The organism is Accumulibacter sp. (assembly GCF_023806635.1).
GTDB lineage: Bacteria > Pseudomonadota > Gammaproteobacteria > Burkholderiales > Rhodocyclaceae > Accumulibacter.
Genome location: NZ_JAMTDQ010000105.1, coordinates 23,526 through 36,444, shown reverse-complemented (window position 1 = coordinate 36,444; position 12,919 = coordinate 23,526). Strand labels below are relative to the sequence as shown.

15 protein-coding genes and 2 riboswitches are annotated in these 12,919 nt (G+C 68.3%); of the genes, 12 read left to right on the top strand and 3 right to left on the bottom strand.

The genetic code is table 11. The annotated features are described in order from the left end of the window. The first annotated feature begins 157 nt into the window (after positions 1–157). Entirely contained in the window at positions 158–313 is a 156-nt protein-coding gene (locus tag NFW30_RS18250; protein ID WP_295350737.1) for a hypothetical protein, read from the top strand. A gap of 229 nt (positions 314–542) precedes the next feature. On the opposite strand, the gene NFW30_RS18245 is transcribed toward NFW30_RS18250, so the two are convergent. From NFW30_RS18245 to NFW30_RS18235, 3 genes are all read right to left on the bottom strand, one after another. Next, positions 543–965, bottom strand: a complete 423-nt coding sequence (locus NFW30_RS18245) for a putative toxin-antitoxin system toxin component, PIN family (protein WP_295350740.1) — start codon at positions 963–965, stop codon at positions 543–545. 5 nt (positions 966–970) lie between these two features. Then, positions 971–1,243, bottom strand: a complete 273-nt coding sequence (locus NFW30_RS18240; RefSeq protein ID WP_295350742.1) for a ribbon-helix-helix domain-containing protein — start codon at positions 1,241–1,243, stop codon at positions 971–973. 190 nt (positions 1,244–1,433) lie between these two features. Further along, a complete protein-coding gene (locus NFW30_RS18235; RefSeq protein ID WP_295350744.1) occupies positions 1,434–2,153 on the bottom strand; it encodes a DUF4143 domain-containing protein in 720 nt (239 codons plus the stop codon). A gap of 427 nt (positions 2,154–2,580) precedes the next feature. On the opposite strand from NFW30_RS18235, the gene NFW30_RS18230 reads away from it, so the two are divergent. From NFW30_RS18230 to NFW30_RS18180, 11 genes are all read left to right on the top strand, one after another. After that, complete coding sequence (locus tag NFW30_RS18230; RefSeq protein WP_295350746.1) at positions 2,581–3,198, top strand: peroxiredoxin; 618 nt, start codon at positions 2,581–2,583, stop codon at positions 3,196–3,198. A 15-nt stretch (positions 3,199–3,213) separates the two neighbouring features. Next, entirely contained in the window at positions 3,214–3,846 is a 633-nt protein-coding gene (gene yfcF, locus NFW30_RS18225) for a glutathione transferase (RefSeq protein ID WP_295350749.1), read from the top strand. A 49-nt stretch (positions 3,847–3,895) separates the two neighbouring features. Next, a complete protein-coding gene (locus tag NFW30_RS18220; RefSeq protein ID WP_295350752.1) occupies positions 3,896–4,297 on the top strand; it encodes an MAPEG family protein in 402 nt (133 codons plus the stop codon). 222 nt (positions 4,298–4,519) lie between these two features. Then, a riboswitch (glycine riboswitch) is annotated at positions 4,520–4,606 on the top strand. 3 nt (positions 4,607–4,609) lie between these two features. Next, positions 4,610–4,712, top strand: a riboswitch (glycine riboswitch). Between the two features lie 77 nt (positions 4,713–4,789). Further along, on the top strand, positions 4,790–5,878 hold the full coding sequence (gcvT, locus tag NFW30_RS18215; protein ID WP_295350755.1) for a glycine cleavage system aminomethyltransferase GcvT: 1,089 nt from the start codon (positions 4,790–4,792) through the stop codon (positions 5,876–5,878). Between the two features lie 48 nt (positions 5,879–5,926). Next, entirely contained in the window at positions 5,927–6,310 is a 384-nt protein-coding gene (gene gcvH, locus NFW30_RS18210; protein ID WP_295350757.1) for a glycine cleavage system protein GcvH, read from the top strand. Between the two features lie 27 nt (positions 6,311–6,337). After that, positions 6,338–9,274, top strand: coding sequence for an aminomethyl-transferring glycine dehydrogenase (gene gcvP / locus NFW30_RS18205; RefSeq protein ID WP_295350760.1), 2,937 nt, complete (start codon positions 6,338–6,340; stop codon positions 9,272–9,274). Then, positions 9,271–9,753 carry a glutathione peroxidase gene (locus tag NFW30_RS18200; RefSeq protein ID WP_295350763.1) on the top strand — a complete coding sequence of 161 codons (483 nt, stop codon included), beginning with the start codon at positions 9,271–9,273 and terminating at the stop codon, positions 9,751–9,753. The genes gcvP and NFW30_RS18200 overlap by 4 nt, the downstream gene beginning before the upstream one ends. Positions 9,754–9,834: 81 nt before the next feature. Next, positions 9,835–10,461, top strand: coding sequence for a DUF2946 family protein (locus tag NFW30_RS18195; RefSeq protein WP_295350766.1), 627 nt, complete (start codon positions 9,835–9,837; stop codon positions 10,459–10,461). Then, positions 10,458–11,249 (top strand): ferritin-like domain-containing protein, encoded by a 792-nt coding sequence (locus NFW30_RS18190; RefSeq protein WP_295350770.1) that lies wholly within the window; start codon positions 10,458–10,460, stop codon positions 11,247–11,249. Before NFW30_RS18195 ends, NFW30_RS18190 begins: the two co-directional genes overlap by 4 nt. Before the next feature lie 125 nt (positions 11,250–11,374). Beyond that, positions 11,375–11,647 (top strand): hypothetical protein, encoded by a 273-nt coding sequence (locus tag NFW30_RS18185; RefSeq protein WP_034936959.1) that lies wholly within the window; start codon positions 11,375–11,377, stop codon positions 11,645–11,647. Between the two features lie 70 nt (positions 11,648–11,717). Beyond that, a complete protein-coding gene (locus NFW30_RS18180; RefSeq protein ID WP_295350776.1) occupies positions 11,718–12,875 on the top strand; it encodes a multidrug effflux MFS transporter in 1,158 nt (385 codons plus the stop codon). The last annotated feature ends 44 nt before the right edge of the window (positions 12,876–12,919 follow it).

The window sequence follows — 12,919 nt, the reverse complement described above, 5'->3', positions numbered from 1 at the left end:
GCAACTCACGAACCTCCCCCTTCCCCTCGCGAGGGAGGGGAAGGGGGAGAGCGAAACGGTCATGACTTCCATGATCGGGGTGCCTGGACAAATCATGACCGTTTGCCTGGCTATCGACGCCCCTGCAAAGTGAGTCGACCAGGGCACGCGCCGCGGCATGGTCGTTCAGGGCAACCGACTGAATCTGCCGGGCGCCGCCGTGCACATGCCCGTCGAAATCGGCCAGTGCGCGCTGTTCGAGCGCGGCATCGATCTGTCCAGCAGGCAGCGGAATTCGACCGGCGTCAGGGCTGCGGTTGCCGGTGCCCACTGAAGATCAGCCCAGTCGACAACCTGCAGCGACCAGGGCTCGCGCACATGGCATTTCGCCAGGGCGCTGGTATCGATATGAGCGGTCAACAGCGATCTTCCCGGTCTTCGGCGAGCAGGGCTTCACTGGGGATCGTCTGCAACGGCTGGCTGGCCAGAAAGTCGCGCAGCGACCCCAGGCCTGGTTTGGGCGGGTGGATCGGCAAGAGTTGCTCTTGTGATAACGGAGCGCGTCATAGGCTTGATGCCCGCAGCAGATCAAGAGCGCCGCGCGCTGTCAGGATGCGTATTCCCTGGTGACGGCCGAGCGCAAGCAGGTCGCGCTTGTCGCCTGTAACGAGGATGTCGGCCTGCGCGGATTGCGCCATCGCCAACAGGAAGTTGTCGTAGGGGTCAGGAGAGACGTCCACTGTCGGCAGGTTGCCCACGACGGTCGCCAATCGCCGGAGATCGTTGACCAGTCGCCCCGCCTCGGCCGGGTGAATGCGGAAGCGGATGCCTTCGCGGCGAGTGACGCGGCGGATTTCCTCGACTTGCAGTTCAGATGTGATGAGCGCGAAGCGCCCGTCGCGCCACGCCTCATAAAGCTGGTCCGGGGGTGTTCCTCGCGTGATCAGCGCTGCAACCAGAATGTTGGTGTCAAGGATGAAACGCATCCCAACTACGACGCCTTTGGCGCGGTCGGCCACATTTCGTTGCGCACGGCCGCACAGGCCTCGTCGATCGCCGCCTGCAGGTCGCCGACATCGACATCGGCGTTGCGGGCTTTCACACCCTGAACCGCCTGGTCGAGCATCCGCCAGCGAACGGCGTCCTCGATGAACTTCGACAGATCACCCTTGCGCATCCCTTGGGCACCAAGGAAGGCGCGCAATGCCATGTCAGTCTCGCGAGAGAACGTGACGGTCAGCCGGGTAGTTTCTTCGTTGGACATGTTTCTGCCTCACCGCTTAAGCATCTATACGTCCAGGAACATAGCATCTTGACAACATGAGCGCAATAATGCTTGTGTGCCCTGCCCCACCCTGAACAGTCTGCCGGCACACGCTTCCGTCCGGCCGTGCCCGTCATCTGCGGGATACCGGTTTCGATGAAGTATGGGCTCTTCAAGAACGGTCTGTTCGTCACTGATCGAAGCGCTGCCCGGAGGCGACTTGCTGCTCTTGGCGATCAACCTGGCGGAACTCGAATTCGGCGTCATCGCGCCAGAAGTGAAGCTCCTCCGGGTGCAGCCCGTTGCGGCGACGCTTGAGGAATTCGCTCACCACCCAGGTTTCGAAGAGCGGCCCGAGCAGGCTGCCGACCGCCAGTTCCGGGGCGCCGCGCACACCCGCCAGCCAGGCGGCGAGACCCGGGTCGAGGAGGTAGAGTCTTGGCGTCCTGGTCAGACGCTTGCCGAGATTGCGATGAAAGGGTGTGAGCCGGGTCGCGATGTAGCTCGCTTCCAGCACGCCGATCCAGGCATGTGCGGTGTTATGCGTGATGCCGCAGTCGGCGGCAAGCGCGGAGAGGTTGAGCAGCTGGCCGCTGCGCGCGGCGCACATGAGCACGAAGCGGTGAAAGTGGTCACGCTCGCGCACCTGCAACAGACTGCGCAGGTCGCGTTCGACATAGGTGGCGAGGTAGTCGGAAAACCAGACGTGCGGTGGGATGGCGCGGTCGTGCAGCGGTGGATAAAAGCCGCGCGGGTCGGTGGCGGCGAGCGCGCGCACGTCGGGGTCTTCCAGGCTGGCGTAGGGCTTGTCCGGAAATGTCGCACGGGCGAGCGTGGTCTTGCCGGAGTGACGCGGTCCGGTAATGGCGACGATGGGATAGTAGCCTGCCAGGTCGATGAGAATTGACAATCTGCAGGATGGCACGTGTCCCCCAGCCCAAGCGGCGACGCTCGCTCGCACGAGCATGCCTCGGAGCCTTTCTCGCCCTCCACGGATCGGGACTCGACCCCTTCGTCGGCTTCCACCATCCCCTCGGTTTCACCCGCGGGTCTCGAGTACAGCATCTCCCCGTTCCAGCGTTCGCGGCTGCGCCACGCGCGCGGCGCCGTGGTCGGCTCGACGCGCGGGCCGTCACGACGCCGGCTGCCGGCAGCGATCCGGTACTCCGACCCGCGCCGGCAACAATGCGGTATCCTGCCGTGGTGGGTCGGCCACCCGGTTGGGTCCGACCGACCGCCATGCGGACGCGCTCGAGGCTTTCCCGGCTCATCGCAGCGCCGGCCGACGCGCGTGGCGTCGAGCGAGCGAGGAAGAACCGGCACGACAGAGATGCCCGATGAACACGAACCCGTTTCCCCTGCCCGACAACCTGCCGGTACCGACTGATGACGGTGCTGCGGCCCATCTCGCGGGTTCGCCGTTGCCGGAGCTGAGCCTGGCCGCCACCGACGGCGCGCTGCTCAACCTGGCGCAACGGGCGGGGCGCTGGGTGCTCTACGTCTACCCGATGACCGGTCGCCCGGGCGTCGCGCTGCCCGACGGCTGGGACGCGATCCCCGGCGCGCGCGGCTGCACGCCGCAGTCCTGCGGTTTCCGCGATCACTTCGCCGAGTTGCAGGCGCTGCACACCGGCGTCTACGGCCTCAGCACGCAGGACAGCGCCTACCAGCGCGAGGCGCGCGACCGGCTGCACCTGCCTTTCGAGCTGCTCAGCGACAACGGGCTGCGCTTGAAATCGGCGCTGCGGCTGCCCACCTTCCGCGTTGCCGGCATGGAGCTGTACCGGCGTCTGACGCTGGTGGTCGACGACGGACGCGTCAGCACGGTGTTCTATCCGGTCTTTCCGCCGGATCGCAATGCGGACGACGTGCTGGACTGGCTGCGGGCGAACCCGCGCAGCGCCCCGTCGCCGTCGGCGGCCGCTGCCGCCAGCGCCCGAACCCTCTCCTCCTGACCGGAGTCGCCGACCATGCTCCTCTACGTCGATGTCCAGTTTGCCTCACCCTATGCCTTGTCGGCCTTCGTCGCCCTGCACGAGAAGGGACTGCCGTTCACCATCGAGACCCTCGACCTCGCCGCCGGCGACCAGCAGCGGCCGGAGTTCGCCCGCCTGTCGATCAGCGCGCGCGTGCCGACGCTCGTCGATGGCGACTTTGCCCTGTCCGAATCGTCGGCGATCGCCGAATACCTGGACGAGATCCATCCGGGACCGGCGCTCTATCCTTCTGCGCCACGCGCCCGCGCCCGCGCGCGGCAGGTGCAGGCGTGGCTGCGCAGCGATTTCCTGCCACTCCGGCAGGAACGCTCGACCGAGGTGATCTTCTACGGCCCGACACCGCAGCCGCTTTCCGCCGCCGCCGAGCGCTCGGCTGCGCGGCTGTTCGCCGGCGCCGGCGAGCTGCTGGCGCACGGCGGCGACCATCTCTGCGGCGACGACTGGTGCATCGCCGACGTCGACCTCGCGCTGATGCTCAACCGGCTGCTGCTGAACGGCGATGCCGTCCCCGACGCCCTCGCCCGCTACGCGACGCGGCAATGGCAGCGGCCGAGCGTACAGTCGTGGGTGCTGAGGGAGCGGCCGGCGCCCCCGGTGACGACGTGAGCGGCGCCGGACGGCGCCATCGGCAGGCAATTCGTTCCAGGAGGCCCCATTGAACGCGAACATCGTTCCGACCTATGCCGCGCTGCTGGCGCTCTTCTTCATCGCCCTCAGCATCCGCACGCTGCGCCTGCGGCGCCAGCTCCGCATCGCCATCGGCGACGGCAGCAACCCGGCGATGTTGCGGGCGATGCGCGTGCATGCCAACTTCGCCGAGTACGTACCGCTCGCGCTGGTCCTGCTCCATTTCGTCGAGGCGCAGGGGGCGCAGGCGATGCTGCTGCACGGCCTGTGCCTCTGCCTGCTGCTCGGACGCGTCGCGCATGCCTTCGGCGTCAGCCGGACGGCCGAGAACTTCAGCTTCCGCGTCACCGGAATGGCGCTGACCTTCACGACGATCTTCTTTTCATCGGCCTGGCTGCTGCTCGCCTCGGTTCGCCAGCATCTGGCCTGAGAGCGGGGAATGACGAGGGCCTCCCCAGCTTTCCCCGCGCCGGGCGGTCGGCGGACATCCCATGCTGGCAGAGGTTCGCCAGCCCTCCCGGCTCCCAGGGCGTCGCGGCTTCCCACAGCGTTTGCTGCCGCCCGGCCGGCCGGCGCACCCGGGGCAGGCCAACGCCGCAGGTCTTCGGCGCCGGCGATGGCTTGCAGCCGGGGTTGGTCGCGCGCTATAGTCTCGCCGCGAATGGGAGAGCACGGCACTGCCGTCGCCGAAGGCGCAATCCACCCGGAAACGCTCAGGCAAGAGGACCGTTCGTGCAATGAACTCTGGAGAGCGGCGCCCGCTTCTGCAGGACGCCCACCGATGGGGCCAGGACGACCGTGCAGCAGCGTGTCGGCCAGACAATCTCTCAGGTACATGGACAGAGGGGTGGACTCGAAGCGGGTTCGCCCCTTTCCCGTTTCTGGAATCCACTTCAACACATTCCTGTCAGAGATTGATACGATGCAGAAAACTGTCCTGAACGAGGAGCACCGCCGGGCTGGTGCGCGAATGGTCGATTTCGCTGGCTGGGACATGCCGCTCCACTATGGTTCGCAGATCGAGGAGCATCATGCCGTGCGCCGCGATGTCGGCATGTTCGACGTCTCGCACATGTGCGCCGTCGACATCCGGGGCAGCGACGCACGCGCCTTCCTGCGGCGGCTGCTGGCGAACAACGTCGACCGCCTGCAGCTTCCTGGCAGGGCCCTCTACAGCACGATGCTCAACGAGGCCGGCGGCGTCATCGACGACCTCATCGTCTACCATCTCGCCGAAGACGACTTCCGCGTCGTCATCAACGCCGCGACCGCCGCCAACGATCTGCGCTGGATGACGGCCCGCCGCGACGAGTGGGGCCAGGCGGTGACGATCAGAGCGCGCCGGGAAGGCGCGGACGGGCTCGCGATGATTGCCGTGCAGGGCCCGCAGGCGAGGCAGAAGGTCTGGCAGGCGCTGCCCGAATGCCAGCCGGCCAGCGCTGCCCTGAAGCCTTTCTTCGCCGCCACCGTCGGTGAGCACCTGATCGCCCGCACCGGTTACACCGGCGAGGACGGCTACGAGATCACGCTGCCGGCGGCGCAGGCCGTCGGGCTCTGGAAGCGCCTTGCCGAAGCGGGCGCCCGGCCCTGTGGTCTCGGTGCGCGGGACACGCTGCGCCTCGAGGCGGGAATGAATCTCTATGGCCAGGACATGGACGAGAGCGTGTCGCCGCTCGACGCCGGGCTAGCGTGGACCGTCGACCTCGCTTCGCCGCGCGACTTCGTCGGCAAGGCGGCGTTGCTGGCGAAACCGCAGCAGCACCGCTTCCTCGGCCTGCTGCTCCTCGAGCGCGGCGTCCTGCGTGCCCACCAGCGCGTCGACAGCGCGCATGGCCCGGGGGAAACCACCAGCGGCAGCTTCTCGCCGACGCTGCAGCAGTCGATCGCCCTCGCCCGCCTGCCGCTGGCCGCCGCGGTCGGCGACGTCGTCCACGTCAGCGTGCGCGACAAGCCGTTGCAGGCACGTGTCGTCAAACCCTGCTTCGTCCGGAACGGCAGCGTCCTCGTTTGATCCCGACCTGGCAAACGCCAGCCCTGCTTCCACTCATCAGGAGAAACAGTGAACATCCCCACCGACCTCAGGTACACCCGCAGCCACGAATGGGTCCGCGTCGAAGCCGACGGAGCGATCAGCGTCGGCATCACCGATCATGCACAGGAACTGCTCGGCGACCTCGTCTTCATCGAGTTGCCCGAGCCGGGACGCGAACTGGCCGCCGGGCAGGAAGCCGCCGTCGTCGAATCGGTCAAGGCGGCGGCCGACGTCTACGCGCCGCTGACGGGAACCGTCATCGAGAACAACGCGGTGCTGGCGGATTCGCCCGAACTGGTCAATCAGGACGCCTACGCGGCGTGGCTGTTCAGGATGCGTCCGGCGAGCATCGCCGAACTCGACGGCCTGCTCGACGCGGCCGCGTACCAAGAGATCGTTGCCGCCGCCTAGTCGCCGCGCGAACCACCGGAAGACACCATGGACGCCACCCCTCCCGCGCCGCCGCTGGCGGCCCTCGAACGGCGCGACGACTTCGTCGGCCGGCACATCGGCCCGAACGCCGGCGAGATCGCCAGCATGCTGGCCAGCATCGGCGTCGCCAGCCTCGCCGAACTCGTCGCGCAGACGGTGCCGGCGGCGATCCGCCTGCCGGCGCCTCTGCCGCTTGCCGGACCGCGCAGCGAGATCGAGGCGCTGGCCGAGCTGCAGGCCATCGCCCGCCGCAACCAAGAGCGGCATTCGCTGATCGGCATGGGCTACGCCGACAGCGTGACGCCAGCGGTCGTGTTGCGCAACCTGCTCGAGAATCCGGGCTGGTACACCGCCTATACGCCCTACCAGGCGGAACTCGCGCAGGGCCGCCTGGAAGCGCTGCTCAACTACCAGCAGATGGTGATCGACCTCACCGGCCTCGAACTCGCCAATGCCTCGCTGCTCGACGAGGCGACGGCGGCTGCCGAAGCGATGAGCATGGCCCGCCGCGTCAGCAAGTCGGCGTCGCAACGCTTCTTCGTCGACGCCGCGTGCTTCCCGCAAACCGCCGACGTGCTGCGCACCCGCGCCACCTGGTTCGGCTTTGAACTGGTCTTCGGAACGGCCGCCGAAGCGGCCCGGCACGAGGTCTTCGGGGCGCTCCTGCAGTACCCGGACGATGCCGGCGAGGTCGCCGACCTCAGCGCACCGATCGCCGCCGTCAGGGCACGCGGCGGCGTCGTCGCCGTCGCCTCCGACCTGATGGCGCTGGTGCTGCTGCGCTCGCCCGGCGCGATGGGCGCCGACATCGCACTCGGTTCGGCGCAGCGCTTCGGCGTCCCGCTCGGTTTCGGCGGCCCGCATGCCGCCTTCTTTGCCACCCGTGACGAGTACAAGCGCGCCGTCCCCGGCCGCATCATCGGCGTCTCGGTCGATGCCCGCGGCAAGCGCGCGCTGCGCATGGCACTGCAGACCCGGGAACAGCACATCCGCCGCGAGAAGGCGAATTCGAACATCTGCACCTCGCAGGTCCTGCTCGCCAACATCGCCGGCATGTACGCCGTCTACCACGGCCCGCAGGGGCTGCGCAGCATCGCCAGCCGCATCCACCGCCTCGCCGCGCTGCTCGCCGCCGGCTTGCGGGAGGCCGGGATCGAGCTGGGCAGCAGGCATTTCTTCGACACCGTCAGACTGCGGCTCGCCGGCCGCGTCGCCGCGCTCGTGACGGCCGCCGCCGACGCCGGCTACAACCTGCGGCCGGTTTCCGCCGACGTGCTGGCGATCGCCATCAACGAGAAGACGACGCGTGCCGACATCGGCGCACTGATCCGGCTGATTGCCGGCGTCGACGCCGACCTCGACCGGCTCGACGAGCAGCTGCGCCGTGCCGACCCCTTCCTGCCGGAGTCGCTTCTGCGCCAGGATGCGATCCTGACCCACCCGGTGTTCAACAGTCACCATACCGAGCACCAGATGCTGCGCTACCTCAGGAGGCTGCAGAACCGGGATCTGGCGCTCGACCATTCGATGATCTCGCTTGGCTCATGCACCATGAAGCTCAACGCCAGCAGCGAGATGATCCCGATCACCTGGCCGGAGTTCAGCGACATCCACCCCTTCGCGCCGCTCGATCAGGCACAGGGGTACCTGCGGATGATCGCCGATCTGGAAGCCTGGCTGCGGGCGATCACCGGTTTCGACGCCATCTGCCTGCAACCGAACTCGGGCGCGCAAGGCGAGTACGCCGGACTGGTGGCGATCGCCCGCTACCATGCGAGCCGGGGTGAAGGCCGGCGCAACGTCTGCCTGATCCCGAAGTCGGCGCACGGTACCAATCCCGCCACGGCCCAGATGTGCGGCATGCGGGTGGTGGTGGTGGACTGCGACGACTCCGGCAACATCGATGTCGCCGACCTGGCGGCGAAGGCGGCGCAACATGCCGCCAACCTCGCCTGCCTGATGATCACCTATCCGTCGACGCACGGCGTCTTCGAGGAAGCGATCAGCGAGGTCTGCGCCATCGTGCACCGGCATGGGGGCCAGGTCTACATGGATGGCGCCAACCTCAACGCGCAGGTCGGACTGACCTCGCCGGCGCTGATCGGCGCCGACGTCAGCCACATGAACCTGCACAAGACCTTCTGCATCCCGCATGGCGGTGGCGGCCCGGGCATGGGCCCGATCGGTCTCAAGGCACATCTCGCGCCGTTCATGGCCAACCACTGCGTGCAGCCGGTCGCCGGCCCGCACCGCGGCCAGGGAGCGGTTGCCGCAGCGCCCTGGGGCTCGGCGTCGATCCTGCCGATCTCCTGGATGTACATCGCGATGATGGGCGGCAGCGGTCTGACGCGGGCGACCGAGGTGGCGATCCTCAACGCCAACTACATCGGCACGCGTCTGGCTCCGCATTACCCGGTGCTGTACACCGGCAGGAACGGCCGCGTCGCGCATGAGTGCATCCTCGACATACGCCCGCTCAAGGCGGCCACCGGCGTCTCCGAGATCGATATCGCCAAGCGCCTGATGGACTACGGATTCCATGCGCCGACGGTCAGCTTCCCGGTGGCGGGAACGATGATGGTCGAACCGACCGAGTCGGAAGCGAAGGGCGAACTCGACCGCTTCATCGCCGCGATGATCAGCATCCGCCACGAGATCCGGCAGATCGAGAATGGCCACTGGCCGGCCGACGACAGTCCTCTGAAGCGCGCGCCGCACACCCAGGCCGACATCGTGGACGAGACGTGGCAGCGGCCCTACAGCCGGCAGCAGGCGGCCTTTCCGCTGCCCTGGGTGGCGGACAACAAGTTCTGGCCGAGCGTCAATCGCGTCGACGACGTCTACGGCGACCGCCACCTGTTCTGTTCCTGCATGCCGGTCGACGAGTCCGACGAGTCCGCGGAATCCGAACCGGTCAACCACAGCAGCGGAGTGAAGACATGAGTACAAGCATCCACGGGTTCAGCGCCGAGCTTCTCGGCGGCGGCATGCAGCCACTCGCCGACTATGCCGGCAAGGTCCTGCTGATCGTCAACACCGCCAGCCAGTGCGGCTTCACGCCGCAGTACGCGGGGCTCGAAGCGCTCTACGAGCGCTACCGCGAGCGCGGTCTGGTGGTTCTCGGATTTCCCTGCAACCAGTTCGGCGCGCAGGAGCCGGGCGATGCCGGCGAGATCGCCAGTTTCTGCCAGAAGAACTACGGCGTCAGCTTCCCGATGTTCGCCCGCATCGAGGTCAATGGCGACCGCGCCCACCCGCTCTACCAGTATCTGAAGAAAGCGGCGCCGGGCCTTCTCGGCAGCGAGGCGATCAAGTGGAACTTCACCAAGTTCCTCGTCGATCGCGCCGGCGACGTCGTGCAGCGCTACGCGCCGGCCACCACCCCGGACAGCATCGCCGACGACATCGAGAAGCTGCTGTGAACTGCCACCTGCGGCAGACCCGCGCCGACTTCGGGTGGCAGTCTCCGGCGCGCGCACTGCTGCCGGGCGACGACGAAACGCATGCACCGCGCTGAGTCGACGCCCGGTTCGGCGCCGCTGCGGACTCCCGACCTCGGCGCCATGCTGCGCTGGCCGAATGTGCCGGCGTGCTACGGCTGGCTGGGACTCGATCGCCGCGGTCGCTGGCGCCTGCGCGGCGAAACGCTCACCCATGCCGGCCTCGTTGCCTTCCTCGACCGGCAGTACGGATGCGACCGGCACGGCAATCATTTCGTCCAGAACGGCCCGCAGCGCGTCTACGTCGAGCTCGAATACACCCCCTGGGTGGTGCGTCTGGGCGCCACCGGCCAGCTCGAGACGCACATCGGCACCGCGGTCGACGAGATTCGCGGCGCCGCGATCGACGAACACGGCAACCTGCTGCTCGAGATTCCCGAGGGCGTTGCGCTGCTCTGCGACCACGACCTCGCTGCGCTGCACGACTGCCTGCAGCTGGCGAACGGGATGCCGGCCGACGACGCCAGCGTGCTCGCCGCCATGGGCGCAGGAAACGGCGAGCCGAGCGCGCTGACGTTCTCATGGCGCGGCAGACGGCTGCCGGTGCGTTCGCTCCGCGAGGCCGACGTCGCGCGACATTACGGCTTCGTCGCCGCACCACGACCCGATGACGCGGAGGAACGGCGTTGAACCCGCGGCAACTCGCCCTCGACGCTCTGCTGCTCGGCGACCCGGCGCTGAAGTGCGCCGCCGTAGACGCCATGCCGCTGCCGGCCGGCGAGCAGACGCCGGCCGAGCCGGACAGCAGCCGCTTGCGGCACGAAAGCCTGCCTGGCCGCGGCGCGCGGCCGCTGCTGGTCGCGCCGGCGCAACTGGCGCAGCGGCCGGTCAGCACGCTTGCCGGACGTGCTGCGCTATTCCACTCGCTGGCACATATCGAACTCAACGCCGTCAATCTGGCGCTTGACGTCGTCTGGCGCTTCGCCGGCATGCCGGGTGACTTCTACCGCGACTGGATCGGCGTCGCGCGGGAGGAGTCGCAACATTTCCAGCTGCTGCACGAGCATCTGCGGGCGATGGGCTACGCTTACGGCGACTTCCCGGCGCACGACGGGCTGTGGGAAATGGCCGAGAGAACCCGTGACGACCTGCTGGCACGACTCGCGCTCGTGCCGCGCGTCCTCGAAGCGCGCGGCCTCGACGCCGCGCCGCTGATCCGCGACAGGCTTCGCCATGCCGGCGACGAGCACGGCGCAGCACTGCTCGAGATCATTCTGCGCGACGAGGTGACGCATGTCCGCATCGGCAACCGCTGGTACCGCTGGCTCTGCGAACGGCGCGGCCTCGACCCGCTGGCCTGCCAGGCCGAGTTGGCCCGACGCTACCGCGCACCGCGCCCGCGCGGCCCGTTCAACCTCGCCGCGCGGCGCGCCGCCGGCTTCGACGAGCAGGAACTGGCGGCCCTGCAAGCCGGATGAGGGACTGCCGGCGCGGCGCCGGGTCTGCCATCGCGGCGTCCCGGATGCGGCGGCCGTCCGCCTCGGCCAATGTCAATCACGCACCGGCGGCATGCCGTCCGGGCTTTACTGGAGCGAGTCCTGCCATGCGCTATCAGGTTTTCATGGAAGAAGAGGAAGGAGCCGAAGGTTCTGGCGATCTCGCCAGCTTCGACACGCTCGAGGGAGTGTGGGAATTCATCGGCAAGCATCTGCCGACCGGCGTCTACAGCGATCGCCGCCTGGTCTGGGTCAAGGACCGCGAGGCGAACGGCGAGGTGTCCTTCTCGGTCACCTCCAGCCTGTGGACCGAGCATTGCGAGACACCGCTCGCCTTCGCGCGCTGCTTCAAGATGTTCCTCGATTTCCGGCACCCCTAGGCGTGCGTGCAGCAGGCTGCAGGCGCCACCGCCGGCCGCCGTGCTAGCGACGCCGCGCCCGTCAGCCAGCTTGGCGCTGCTGCTGACCACCCTGGTTGCCCTCGGCCCACTGTCGACCGATCTCTACCTGCCGGCGCTGCCGACCCTCGCCCGGGTCTTCGGCAGCGACGCCGCCGCGGTGCAACTGACGCTGTCGGTCTTTCTCGCCGGCTTCGCCTGTGGTCAGATCTTCTACGGCCCGCTGTCCGACCGCTTCGGACGCCGCCCGGCGCTGCTCGGCGGTCTGGCGCTCTACTGTCTCGGCTCGCTCGGCTGCATCTTTGCGCCCGACATCACGACGCTGGTCGGCGCCCGCTTCGTACAGGCGCTCGGTGCCTGCGCCGGGCCGGTGATCGGGCGCGCGATCGTGCGCGACATCTGGGGAGCCAGCGAGTCGGCCCGCATCATCGCCTACATGGGCAGCGCCATGGCCCTCGCACCACTCGTCGGGCCGACGCTGGGCGGCTTTCTCACCATCCTCTTCGGCTGGCAGTCGAATTTCGTGCTCCTCCTGCTGATCGCCTCGCTGCAGCTCCTGGTCGTCGCGCGCGCCCTCGGCGAGAGCAACCTCCAGCGTGACCCGGACGCCACCAGGCCGCGACGGATGCTCGGCAACTTCGCCGAACTGATGGCCAACCGGGCCTATCTCGGCTACCTGCTCACCTTTGCCTTCTCCTACAGCGCGCTCTTCGCCTTCATCTCGGGATCGTCCTTCGTCCTCGCCGAGCGGCACGGGCTGACGCCGCAGGTCTACGGCATCTGCTTCGGCAGCGTCATCGCCGGCTACCTGATCGGCTCGCTGATCTCGGGGCGACTGGTGCGACGCCTCGGCAGCGACCGGCTGCTCCTGATCGGCGCCGGCATCGGTGCCCTCGCCGGCCTCGGCATGGCACTGCTCGAGTACGCCGCAGTCCGCACGCTCGCCGCCATCCTCGTACCGATGTTCTTCTGCACCATGGGTACCGGCCTCGTCATGCCGAACGCGATCGCGCGTGCACTCGCTCCCTATCCGGCGATGGCGGGCTCGGCGTCGGCGCTGATGGGCTTCGTCCAGATGAGCGTGGCGGCAGTCGTCGGCATCGCCGTCGGCCACGGACTCGCGGGCGGCGGCGCGGCGCTGGCGACAGCGGTCGCCATCTGCACCCTGCTCGCGCCGGTTTCGTGGTTCCTGCTGCGCCGGAGCCCTTGACCGGCCGGCACACCCGGCGAGCCGCGCGCCGCAACCGCGGTGGC